At 50.2% G+C, this 10538-nt stretch carries 10 protein-coding genes and 1 pseudogene; 4 read left to right on the forward strand and 7 right to left on the reverse strand.

All coding sequences use genetic code 11. The features are described 5' to 3' along the window. The 3 genes from ACUU1M_RS16275 to mglC form a co-directional block, all read left to right on the forward strand. Positions 1-418: substrate-binding domain-containing protein (locus tag ACUU1M_RS16275; protein WP_449144693.1), on the forward strand; the 418-nt coding region annotated here is incomplete at its 5' end. 60 nt (positions 419-478) lie between these two features. Beyond that, positions 479-1999 carry a galactose/methyl galactoside ABC transporter ATP-binding protein MglA gene (gene mglA, locus ACUU1M_RS16280; RefSeq protein ID WP_000255040.1) on the forward strand — a complete coding sequence of 507 codons (1521 nt, stop codon included), beginning with the start codon at positions 479-481 and terminating at the stop codon, positions 1997-1999. A gap of 15 nt (positions 2000-2014) precedes the next feature. After that, positions 2015-3025, forward strand: a complete 1011-nt coding sequence (gene mglC / locus ACUU1M_RS16285; RefSeq protein ID WP_001275118.1) for a galactose/methyl galactoside ABC transporter permease MglC — start codon at positions 2015-2017, stop codon at positions 3023-3025. Between the two features lie 70 nt (positions 3026-3095). Here mglC and preA read toward each other — a convergent pair. The 7 genes and pseudogenes from preA to ACUU1M_RS16320 form a co-directional block, all read right to left on the reverse strand. Continuing rightward, a pseudogene (preA, locus tag ACUU1M_RS16290) lies at positions 3096-4332 on the reverse strand (NAD-dependent dihydropyrimidine dehydrogenase subunit PreA). Continuing rightward, a complete protein-coding gene (preT, locus tag ACUU1M_RS16295; RefSeq protein ID WP_152029014.1) occupies positions 4326-5564 on the reverse strand; it encodes an NAD-dependent dihydropyrimidine dehydrogenase subunit PreT in 1239 nt (412 codons plus the stop codon). Before preT ends, preA begins: the two are co-directional and overlap by 7 nt. 193 nt (positions 5565-5757) lie before the next feature. Continuing rightward, complete coding sequence (locus tag ACUU1M_RS16300; protein WP_000383096.1) at positions 5758-5997, reverse strand: DUF2542 family protein; 240 nt, start codon at positions 5995-5997, stop codon at positions 5758-5760. Between the two features lie 2 nt (positions 5998-5999). After that, positions 6000-6719: an outer membrane permeability protein SanA gene (sanA, locus tag ACUU1M_RS16305; protein ID WP_000920064.1), complete on the reverse strand. Its 720-nt coding sequence runs from the start codon at positions 6717-6719 to the stop codon at positions 6000-6002. Positions 6720-6868: 149 nt separating this feature from the next. Beyond that, positions 6869-7753, reverse strand: coding sequence for a cytidine deaminase (cdd, locus tag ACUU1M_RS16310; RefSeq protein WP_000553555.1), 885 nt, complete (start codon positions 7751-7753; stop codon positions 6869-6871). Between the two features lie 129 nt (positions 7754-7882). Further along, the gene (locus ACUU1M_RS16315) at positions 7883-8578 is read right to left on the reverse strand and encodes a CidB/LrgB family autolysis modulator (protein ID WP_000968208.1); all 696 of its coding nucleotides are present in this window, start codon (positions 8576-8578) and stop codon (positions 7883-7885) included. Continuing rightward, entirely contained in the window at positions 8575-8973 is a 399-nt protein-coding gene (locus tag ACUU1M_RS16320) for a CidA/LrgA family protein (RefSeq protein ID WP_001295452.1), read from the reverse strand. Before ACUU1M_RS16320 ends, ACUU1M_RS16315 begins: the two co-directional genes overlap by 4 nt. 238 nt (positions 8974-9211) lie before the next feature. Here ACUU1M_RS16320 and dusC point away from each other — a divergent pair, with 238 nt between their 5' ends. Further along, complete coding sequence (gene dusC / locus ACUU1M_RS16325) at positions 9212-10159, forward strand: tRNA dihydrouridine(16) synthase DusC (protein ID WP_152029015.1); 948 nt, start codon at positions 9212-9214, stop codon at positions 10157-10159. Positions 10160-10538: the final 379 nt, after the last annotated feature.

Consider the following 10538-nt stretch of genomic DNA (forward strand, 5'->3'; position numbering starts at 1 on the left):
CAAAACTGAACAGTTACAGTTAGATACCGCAATGTGGGACACCGCTCAGGCGAAAGATAAGATGGACGCCTGGCTGTCTGGCCCGAACGCCAACAAAATCGAAGTGGTTATCGCCAACAACGATGCGATGGCAATGGGCGCGGTAGAAGCACTGAAAGCACACAACAAGTCCAGCATTCCGGTGTTTGGCGTCGATGCGCTGCCAGAAGCGCTGGCGCTGGTGAAATCCGGTGCACTGGTGGGCACAGTACTGAACGATGCTAACAACCAGGCGAAAGCGACCTTTGATCTGGCGAAAAACCTGGCCGATGGCAAAGGTGCGGCTGATGGCACCAACTGGAAAATCGACAACAAAGTGGTCCGCGTACCTTATGTTGGCGTAGATAAAGACAACTTGGCTGAATTCAGCAAGAAATAAGACTGATTGGGCGCAGTCGTTTACTGCGCCCTTATTGTATGGCCAACAAGGTAAAATTATATGGTCAGCTCAACGACTCCGTCTTCCGGGGAATACTTGTTGGAAATGAGCGGTATCAACAAGTCCTTTCCTGGTGTTAAGGCACTTGATAACGTTAATTTAAAAGTCCGGCCACATTCTATCCATGCATTAATGGGGGAAAACGGTGCAGGAAAATCGACATTATTAAAATGCCTGTTTGGTATTTATCAAAAAGACTCCGGCACCATTTTATTCCAGGGTAAAGAGATCGATTTCCATTCCGCCAAAGAGGCACTGGAAAATGGTATTTCGATGGTACACCAGGAGTTAAACCTGGTATTACAACGTTCGGTGATGGATAACATGTGGCTGGGGCGATATCCCACCAAAGGCATGTTTGTCGATCAGGACAAAATGTACCGCGAAACCAAAGCGATTTTTGATGAACTGGATATTGATATCGATCCGCGTGCGCGCGTCGGCACATTATCCGTTTCGCAAATGCAGATGATCGAAATCGCCAAAGCGTTTTCCTATAACGCGAAAATTGTGATTATGGATGAACCGACTTCTTCGTTAACCGAAAAAGAGGTCAATCATCTGTTCACTATTATTCGTAAATTAAAAGAGCGCGGCTGCGGTATTGTTTATATCTCGCATAAAATGGAAGAAATCTTCCAGTTATGTGATGAAGTTACCGTATTGCGCGACGGTCAGTGGATCGCCACCGAACCGCTGGCAGGACTGACGATGGACAAGATCATCGCCATGATGGTTGGGCGTTCTCTTAATCAGCGTTTTCCTGACAAAGAAAACAAGCCGGGCGAAGTCATCCTCGAGGTGCGTAACCTAACGTCACTGCGCCAGCCGTCGATTCGCGATGTCTCGTTTGATCTGCATAAAGGGGAGATCCTCGGTATTGCCGGGCTGGTGGGGGCGAAACGTACCGATATTGTTGAGACGTTATTTGGTATTCGCGAGAAATCGGCTGGCACCATTACGTTGCACGGCAAACAGATCAATAACCATAATGCCAACGAAGCCATAAACCACGGATTTGCACTGGTAACTGAGGAGCGCCGCTCAACGGGAATTTATGCCTATCTGGATATTGGTTTTAACTCGTTAATTTCCAATATTCGCAACTACAAAAATAAAGTTGGTTTACTGGATAACTCGCGGATGAAAAGCGATACCCAGTGGGTGATTGATTCGATGCGGGTAAAAACGCCGGGTCATCGGACGCAAATTGGTTCGCTCTCCGGTGGTAATCAGCAAAAGGTGATTATTGGTCGCTGGCTACTAACGCAACCAGAAATATTAATGCTCGATGAACCGACGCGCGGTATTGATGTCGGGGCGAAGTTTGAAATTTATCAGTTAATTGTCGAACTGGCGAAGAAAGGCAAGGGGATTATTATTATCTCCTCTGAAATGCCTGAGTTGTTAGGGATAACAGACCGTATTCTGGTCATGAGCAATGGTCTCGTTTCCGGAATTGTCGATACAAAAACAACAACGCAAAACGAAATTCTGCGTCTTGCGTCTTTGCACCTTTAAGATTAGGGGCTTCCCATGAGTGCGTTAAATAAGAAAAGTTTTCTTACTTACCTGAAAGAGGGCGGTATTTACGTCGTTCTTTTAGTTTTGCTGGCGATTATTATTTTCCAGGACCCAACATTTTTAAGTCTGTTGAACTTAAGTAATATTCTCACCCAGTCATCGGTGCGTATTATTATCGCGCTCGGTGTGGCAGGGTTAATTGTCACCCAGGGGACCGATCTTTCTGCTGGTCGTCAGGTAGGGCTGGCGGCAGTGGTGGCTGCGACATTATTGCAGTCCATGGATAACGCCAACAAAGTGTTCCCGGAAATGGCGACGATGCCGATTGCGCTGGTTATTCTGATTGTCTGTGCCATTGGTGCGGTGATCGGTTTGATCAACGGTCTGATTATCGCTTATCTCAACGTGACACCGTTCATTACCACGCTCGGCACGATGATCATCGTCTATGGCATCAACTCGCTCTATTACGACTTTGTCGGGGCGTCGCCAATTTCTGGTTTTGACAGTGGCTTCTCTACCTTTGCTCAGGGCTTTGTCGCGCTGGGGAGTTTCCGTCTCTCTTACATCACCTTCTACGCGTTGATTGCGGTGGCGTTCGTCTGGGTGTTGTGGAACAAAACCCGCTTCGGTAAGAACATTTTTGCCATTGGCGGTAACCCGGAAGCGGCAAAAGTATCTGGTGTCAACGTCGGCCTGAACCTGCTGATGATCTACGCGTTGTCTGGCGTGTTCTATGCCTTTGGCGGGATGTTAGAAGCCGGACGTATCGGCTCTGCCACCAACAACCTCGGCTTTATGTATGAGCTGGATGCTATCGCGGCGTGCGTGGTAGGCGGTGTATCGTTCAGCGGCGGTGTGGGGACGGTGATTGGCGTGGTGACCGGGGTAATTATTTTTACCGTCATCAACTATGGCCTGACGTATATCGGCGTAAACCCATACTGGCAGTACATCATCAAAGGGGCGATTATTATCTTCGCCGTAGCGCTGGATTCACTGAAATACGCGCGTAAGAAGTGATGTGATTGCGGATATTGCCGGATGCGCTGCATCCGGCAATCGGTGCCAAATGCCGGATGCGTCTCTGGTTTTACAACGTTACCGGGTGTTCTTTCTCGCCTTTCTTAAACTTCACTTCCCCGAGCTCAATACAACCCACCGGGCAGACGTGACCACAAAGCAGACAACCCACACATTTCTCGGTATTACAATGCGGTGTGCGGGTTTTCTCGCTCCATTCCATCGCCTGGTGACCGCCGTCGTAACAGGAAATATAACAGCGTCCACAGCCAACACATTTGTCAAGATTGATACGGGGATAGACAATATAACTGCGGTCTAAATCTTCCGCCGGGACAATATTGTTATTCGCCAGACCTACCATCTCCTGCAACGAATCAAATCCCTGATCGGCGAGATAATGCGATAACCCGCTCGCCATATCTTCTACGATGCGATAGCCGTACTGCATAATGCCGGTGGTGACCTGTGACGTTGCTGCGCCGAGCAATAAAAACTCCGCCGCATCTTCCCAGGTTTCAATGCCGCCGATACCGCTGATTGGGAAATCGCGCAGTTCTGGATGGGTGCGCATTTGCTGAATGAAGCGCAGGGCGATCGGTTTTACCGCTTTACCGGAATATCCGGAAATACTCGATTTACCGTTAACGATCGGCATACCGATTTTCTGATTAAGATCGATATTGGTGATGGATTTAACGGTGTTAATTGCCGCAATGCCATCTGCGCCGCCGCGCTTCGCCGCCAGCGCCACTTCGCACATATCACCGATATTCGGCGTCATCTTCGCCAGCATTGGCAGCGTGGAACCCCGTTTCACTGCCCGACAATATTTTTCTACCAGCTCCGGGCTTTGCCCGACATCGCTACCCATCGCATGAGAAGTCATTTGCGGACAGGAGAAGTTACACTCGATCATATCCGCGCCAGCTTCTTGCACCAGGCGCGCCAGCTCCTCCCATTGCTGCTCATTTTCCCCCATGATCGAAGCGATCAATACTTTGTCCGGGTAATCTTCCTTCAGCCGACGCAGGGCGGTCAGATTCTCTCCCAACGGATGTTCAGCAATCTGCTCCATATTTTTGAAGCCGATAAAACCGGTATCTTCTTTCACCAGATGATCAAAACGCGGCGAGACTTCGTTGGCGATAAAAAAGCCGATCGTTTTAAACACCACACCGCCCCAACCTGTGTCGTAGGCTTTGGCACACATCTCATAGCAGTTGCCTACCGGCGAAGATAGAGAGGCAGAACGGGTTGGGAAAGTTCACGCCGCAAAAAGTAATCGAAAGATCTTTCGTTAACATGAGCAAGCTCCCTCTAAATAGTGATGAATCGCCTCGGCGGCTTCTTTCCCGGTTTTCACGGCATAGACCTCGGTTTTGTCACCCTCAACAATATCGCCAGCAGCAAAGACTTGCGGATCGCGGGTCTGATAATTTTGTGTTTTGATGGTGTTACGCTGCTGCTCTAACTCCGCAAAGGCATCCAGTCTGGCATGCTGACCGACGGCGAGAATAATTTTATCTGCCGCCATCGTCAGTTCGCCTGATAACCGTACATGCTTAAACGTGACTTTATTGCCTTCCACGGCTACTGGCGTGAATCCATCGATGATCGAAACGCCCAGCTCCCGGGCTCTGGCAAACTCTTTTTCGCTTGCCGGAAACTCATCTAACTCTTCACGTGCTACGCAAGTTACCGCCTGACAGCCGAGAACTTTCAGCGTGCTGGCTACGTCCATCGCGACATCACCGCCGCCGATAATTAATGCGCTTTGTGGAATGCTGATATCGCCTTGCGCCTGTCGTACACGTTGCAGGAAGTCGACGGCAATCTCAACGTCGCTATGCTCAAACAGCGGTAGCCCGGAACCGCTTGATAACCCCACGGTGACCAGTACCGCGCGGTTTTCCGCTTTCAGTTGCTCCAGGGTGAGTGTTTTACCGATTTCGTTATTGCACTTAATGGTCACGCCCATTTTTTCAATACGGGCGATCTCTGCATCCAGCACTGATTGCGGTAACCGGAATTGCGGAATACCGTTACGCAACCAGCCACCGGGGTGCGCTTCTTTCTCATAAATCGTGACGTCATAACCCTGGTTTGTCAGTGTCACACTGGCCTGCAATCCGGCAGGACCTGCGCCAATAATCGCGACTTTGCCGAGCGTTTTAGTACCGGGCTGATAAATTTCCATCCCGGTTTGTTGTTCAAAATCAGTAACAAAACGCTGTAAGCGGCCGATATCAATGGGAGCATCAACACCGGCACGGGTACAACCGCGTTGGCATAATTTCTCCGTCGGGCACACTCTGGCACAAACGGCACCGAGGGCATTATTTTCGCGAATTGTCTCGGCAGCGCCTTTAAAATTACGAAAGTAGATTGAGCGAATAAATTTCCCCGGATCGGTCTGTGCCGGGCAAGCCTGACTACAGGGAGCGTCGTGACATAATAAACAGCGAGAGGCTTCTTTAATCGCCAGTAACGGCGTAAAAGCCGGAGTGAGTTCATCCAGATAATTTTGTTGCGGCATGTGATCTTCCTTAATGCTATGAGTAATTATGGCGAACGCTAAATAAATATTGCGTGCTGATATTAAGGCTATGCGCGTGGGGAAATTTAAACTGTGAAAGGATTCACAAATAGCTGCGGTTCAGAATGTTATATCCGCAGCTTATTGAGTGAAGTAATAATTATTCTCAATAATTAACAGAAAAGAGAAAATATTAACGATAGAAAATAAGATAAACAATCATGCCGATAGATAAAATTCCGAAGCCAATATATGCCACCATATAAGCGAAGAAGAGTCCGGGATTTTTTGCTCGCCAGACATACACCGGTTCCGGTGCATTTTTAACCCGTTTATCAATCGCGCCTGCGCGCCAGCCTTTCCATGCTTCGCGGAAACAAAATATCGGGATAAGGAAAAAAACGGCAACGACAAAAAACTGCTGTACATCCATAACTACTTTCCTTGTTTCTTTTGTAATTCAAGTAACTGTTCGGGTGTAACGGCGGGATACCCCTGCGCATCTTCCGGCACCTGGTGCATAGCCGGAATAGGGACCAGCGGCCCTAAAAAACGCGGTTCACGTTTAAAAATATAAAGGTCAGCCAGCGCACCGAAACGGGCGGCAAATTCGCGAATACGTACTGACAGCATATCTTTCGGTGACGGTACGGCATAACACTGAGCCTGAATCCCCATATGCAGCGCAATAAATAATGCTCGCTCACAGTGGAAACGTTGGGTGATAATAATGAAATCATTAGTATCGAAAACTTTGCGTGTACGCACGATGGAATCCAGCGTACGAAAGCCTGCGTAATCGAGAACAATATCTGATGGGTCGACACCAGCAGCGATTAAATCTTTGCGCATGGTCATCGGCTCGTTATAACTTTGCAATGCGTTATCGCCGCTCAGTAATAGATAATTTACCTTACCGCTGTTATAGGCATTAATCGCTCCTTGAATGCGGTAGCGATAATACTGATTAATAACGCCGGTACGATAATATTTTGCTGTGCCGAGCACCACGCCGACCTGGCGGTAGGGGAGATCCTGCAATTCGTCGTAGATATAAGGCGCGGTTTTCCAGCTCATCCAGCGATCGAGGCCGAGCACAGTCAACAGCAGCAAGCCGATCAGGACTAACAGGCTGAGGAACACGCGCTTTAACATGCAGGAGACTCGAGCTAAGGAAAATTTCCATCAGGCTACTTTACCCGTTGGTTTTGCGCAAGAAACGGCAAACTGTTTGCCGGGAATTTCGACACCAGGAGAGGGCTGGCAAGCCGGACAAGGCGTTCACGCCGCATCCGGCACCAGGCTTAAGCGAGAAGCACGCGGTCGATACTGTGACAGCCGAGAGCTTTCAGCGTTGCGGAGGTGGCATCCCACTGAATCAACGGCGCATCGGCTTTTTCTGCCAGAACCGCGCGCTGGATATCCGGGTAATCATAACCCTTGAGATTCAACAGAATTAACGCCCCCTGCAACGGCGGCAGAGTCGGGTTGAATGCGGCGTTTTCAGCGTAGCTGCCGCTGAAAATACGACCGTCTTTACATTCCAGCGCGACACCGCTTGGTGACTTACTGTAAGGCATGTGCGAACGGTTTGCCGCTGCAATCGCCGCCTGAGAAAGCGCATCACCAGTCAGCGCATAGCCGTGATCCTGCTCGTCCATCAGCAGCGTTTTAATCTCCAGATCTTTCGGCCCAAAGGCATCCGGCAGATAGTCACGCAGCGCGTGTGCCTCGCGGCCCGGCAAATGAATACGCAGATCCAGACCGCTGTTCAGTTCATTCATAAACTGACGGCAGTGACCACAAGGCGTATAGTTAACGGTGATGGCTGCAAGCGCTTTTTCACCACTCAACCAGGCGTGGCTGATCGCGCTTTGTTCGGCATGAACGGTTTGCTGCATTGTTGCACCAATAAATTCCATATTGGCACCAAAATACCAGGTTCCGCTCACACCGCGCGCAATTGCGCCAACATTAAAATTCGACAATGGCGTACGCGCACAGGCCGCCGCCAGCGGAAGTAGTGCGAATGCCAGCGCGTCTTCGTCCAGCCCCGTTGCGCTCTTCAGCGATGAGACTTGCTCCCCGGTCAACAAAGCGGGGAAGTACTTGTCTGCCAGAATAGGTTCCAGTGCAGATTGCAAGTTATCCGCAAGTTGGGCAAAAGCGGTTTGAAAACGTGGATGCATGGCGTTGCCTCATAATCATGTAATGGGATAACAGTTTACGAACCCGTTATGGCTTTATATGTGATCTGAATCTCATTAATTATGCAACACGTGAAACTTACATCAAAAATGCGCGACGTATCGCAAATTTTAGCCCATTACTGCCAGAATAATCGGGAAAAGGAACGGTGCGATCAGCGAAGTAATTATCCCGCATAACACCAGCGCTAGCGAACTAAATGCACCTTCCTGATAATCCAGCTCGGCGCAGCGCGCCGTACCGAGGGCGTGCGAGGCAGTCCCCATTGCCAGACCGCGCGCAGCTTTGGTACGAATACGCATCGCATTAAGCAATGTATGGCCAAATACCGCGCCGAGGATGCCGACGAAAATCACGCAAACTGCGCTGATTGCCGGAATACCGCCAATACTGCCGCCAACCGCCATTGCAATAGGCGTGGTGACTGATTTCGGCAGGATTGACGCGGCGATTTCCGGTGAAGCGCCCATCAACAATGCCACGGAAGTCCCCGTCACCATCGCAACCACGCTGCCGATAAAACAGATGGTGATGATCGATTTCCAGCGCGCGCGGATCTGGTGTAGCTGCTCATATAAAGGATAGGCCAGCGCGACGACCGCCGGTTGCAGCAGATCGTTTAGCACTTCGCTACCTTTAAAGTAACTGTCGTAAGAGATGCCGGTCAGCATTAAAAAAGGAATGATCACCACCATTGCTACCAGCAACGGGTTAAGCAGGGGAAACTTATACCGTGCCGCCAGTTTGCGGGCGGCAAAAAAGACAATCAACGTCAGCGGTAATGACCACCAGATATTCGCCATCATTCTTCTGATCCTTTCTGACCTACGACTTTACGTTCACCGTGTACCAGTTGTGAACTCCAGCTCACCACCAGAAAAACCACCAGCGTACTGACAGCACAGGAAACCACTACCGGGCCAAACTGCGCGCGGAGCAAATCAAAATATTGCATGACGCCTACGCCAATCGGCACAAACAATAGCGCCATATAGCGAATCAGTACGTAGCACCCCGGATTGACCCATTTCGCCGGAAGAATTTGCAAGGCCAGCAGGACAAACAGGATCAGCATCCCAATGATGCTGCCCGGAATGGTTACCGGTAGCAGGGAAGCAATGAAAATGCCTGCATACAGGCAGGCATAAATCAGGACGAAAGCGCGTAAATATTGCCAGATAATGTTCAGTGTCTTACTCATAATCAACACCCCAGATGAGATGGATTCATCATACAATTAATTCGTAAAACGTGCTACCGATCACATTAAGAAATCAGCGCTTATTTTTTCGCTACCCGGTATTACGCAATGAGCAGCGAACTCAGGCATACATCAAGCATAGAGAGGGATTGCAGTTTGCAGCAATCCCTCTTTGCAGACCTTTAATCCGCTGACCATAGGCGCTAACATAGCGCCTCATTTTTTTGCGGGTGATGATATGCGTGTGTTACTGGCACCGATGGAGGGAGTGCTTGACTCTCTGGTGCGTGAATTGCTGACCGAAGTTAACGACTACGATCTGTGCATCACCGAGTTTGTCCGCGTGGTGGATCAACTGCTGCCGGTAAAAGTCTTTCATCGCATTTGCCCTGAGCTACAAAACGCCAGCCGGACACCATCTGGTACGCTGGTGCGCGTGCAGTTGTTAGGTCAGTTCCCACAATGGCTGGCAGAGAACGCCGCCCGTGCGGTGGAGTTAGGTTCCTGGGGCGTGGATCTCAATTGCGGCTGCCCGTCGAAAACGGTTAACGGTAGCGGCGGCGGGGCGACGTTACTCAAAGATCCTGAACTCATCTACCAGGGGGCAAAAGCGATGCGTGAAGCTGTACCGGCGCATTTGCCTGTCAGCGTGAAAGTGCGTCTGGGCTGGGACAGCGGTGAGAAGAAATTTGAAATCGCCGATGCGGTTCAACAGGCTGGCGCTACGGAGCTGGTGGTGCATGGGCGGACGAAAGAGCAGGGTTACCGCGCGGAGCATATTGACTGGCAGGCGATTGGCGAGATTCGCCAGCGGCTGAATATTCCGGTGATTGCCAACGGTGAAATCTGGGACTGGCAGAGCGCGCAACAATGCATGGCGATCAGCGGCTGCGACGCAGTGATGATTGGTCGCGGGGCGCTCAATATTCCCAACCTGAGCCGGGTGGTAAAATATAACGAACCGCGAATGCCGTGGCCGGAGGTGATTGCTTTGCTGCAAAAATATACCCGTCTGGAAAAGCAGGGCGATACCGGGTTATATCACGTTGCGCGGATTAAACAGTGGTTGAGTTATTTGCGTAAAGAATACGATGAAGCAACGGAATTATTTCAGCATGTTCGGGTGTTGAATAACTCCCCTGATATTGCAAGGGCTATTCAGGCAATTGATATCGAGAAACTCTAAAAACCATAGTGATGTTTTTGACAATGTGTTAGCTCTTTATCAATAGGCCGCACGGTTGTTTGGTGGCGTCAAAATCGCCGAGGCGTTCCCTGAAGGCCGGGGCAGCCCACATGGATGTGGGCTGAGGGCGCGTTTTACAGGGATGTTACCTCGCGCCCGACCCGGTAGCCGTAAGGGATAAGCCGAGGGCACCGCGCAGCGGCGATTTTGTTCGCCAGAGCCCGGGGGTGCAGGGGGCGGCGGCGATTGGTCGCCCCCTGCGCGCTCCTTGCGCCAGTGATTATATGAAGCAATGCACATGACAGGAGCGCAACAGGATGAGAGACTGAAATATTCTCGTTATTTTCGGATCTGATGACATTAATTAATTTTAAAATAT

The sequence above is a fragment of the Shigella sp. SIG6 genome, from assembly GCF_053555815.1.

What these genes read in the sequence shown, in the direction of transcription:
- dusC (WP_152029015.1), top strand. Translation starts at nt 9,212, where the DNA reads ATGCGTGTGTTACTGGCACCGATGGAGGGAGTGCTTGACTCTCTGGTG.
- mglC (WP_001275118.1), top strand. Translation starts at nt 2,015, where the DNA reads ATGAGTGCGTTAAATAAGAAAAGTTTTCTTACTTACCTGAAAGAGGGC.
- cdd (WP_000553555.1), bottom strand. Translation starts at nt 7,753, where the DNA reads ATGCATCCACGTTTTCAAACCGCTTTTGCCCAACTTGCGGATAACTTG.
- ACUU1M_RS16300 (WP_000383096.1), bottom strand. Translation starts at nt 5,997, where the DNA reads ATGGATGTACAGCAGTTTTTTGTCGTTGCCGTTTTTTTCCTTATCCCG.
- preT (WP_152029014.1), bottom strand. Translation starts at nt 5,564, where the DNA reads ATGCCGCAACAAAATTATCTGGATGAACTCACTCCGGCTTTTACGCCG.
- sanA (WP_000920064.1), bottom strand. Translation starts at nt 6,719, where the DNA reads ATGTTAAAGCGCGTGTTCCTCAGCCTGTTAGTCCTGATCGGCTTGCTG.
- ACUU1M_RS16315 (WP_000968208.1), bottom strand. Translation starts at nt 8,578, where the DNA reads ATGATGGCGAATATCTGGTGGTCATTACCGCTGACGTTGATTGTCTTT.
- ACUU1M_RS16320 (WP_001295452.1), bottom strand. Translation starts at nt 8,973, where the DNA reads ATGAGTAAGACACTGAACATTATCTGGCAATATTTACGCGCTTTCGTC.
- mglA (WP_000255040.1), top strand. Translation starts at nt 479, where the DNA reads ATGGTCAGCTCAACGACTCCGTCTTCCGGGGAATACTTGTTGGAAATG.